Here is a 905-nt window from a genome sequence, read left to right as displayed (position 1 = left end):
GTCACGCTTGACCAGGTTTTCCGGCGCGGGGCTGATCTCCCCGCCGTAACTGGAGTACTTCCGGCGTGCTTTGGCATACCTGACCGGGATTTCCTCTTCGTGCATCAAGCGCTGGATGATTTTCTCCGAGACCACATACCCAAGCTTTCTAAGCGCTAAATGGATACGCCGATACCCATACGTATACAAGCCCTCACGCGCGATCTGGGCGATCAACTCACGCAAGCGAGCATGCTTGTCAGGCCGCTCTAGGCGTTTAGCGGTGTAATAGTACGAGCTTGCCGGCAAGCCCAGGACGTCTAAGACCGCCGCCAGGGGTGTGGTAGAGCGTAGCTGGTTAGCTACCTGTGTTTTCTCTACCGTTTCACTAGGCCCGCTTACGCGGGCTTCTTCTTTTTTTGCTAGCTCGAGCTGGGCTTTCAAGACGCGTTCACGCACGATGAGTTCGGCTGCTAGAGCACGTAATTCTTGCGGGTCTTGGGGTAGTTGGGCTTCCAACTGGTGGAGGGTTTTCGCTTTGATCTGGTCGCGTTCTTTCTCGTTCATGAGTCCTAGACTGCCTTCCGCATCCCACTTTTTAACCCAAGCATAGATGTTTGTGCAGTTCACGATTCCCAGATCCTGGGCGATGGCGTAAGAGTTTTCCCCGCTGCGGAATCGCTTGCAGGCAGCCACTTTCACGTCCGCCGGTATTTTCTGGTTAGGGGCGTGTTTCTTTGGTTTTCTCTGGTCTGGTTTCTCGTTGTTATTCCTGATCCATTTGTAGAGCGTGTCTCGTCCGGGGTAGCCGAGTTTACGGACCGTGGCGGTTACCGATTGCGTGCGTTGGTAGGTGGTGAGGGCTTTACGGATCTGCTCGCTCGTATACGTACGCTTACTCATTGAACGTTCTCCTTAAAAATCTC

At 53.9% G+C, this 905-nt stretch carries 1 protein-coding gene; it reads right to left on the bottom strand.

The window, feature by feature from the left end; genetic code table 11:
- On the bottom strand, positions 1–882 hold an 882-nt coding region (locus AC5RK6_RS04795; RefSeq protein ID WP_493926372.1), incomplete at its 3' end, for an IS3 family transposase.
- Between the last annotated feature and the right edge of the window lie 23 nt (positions 883–905).

Source organism: Actinotignum sp. usb-actsch-213 (assembly GCF_059085665.1).
This window is presented reverse-complemented; position numbering and strand designations above follow the sequence as displayed.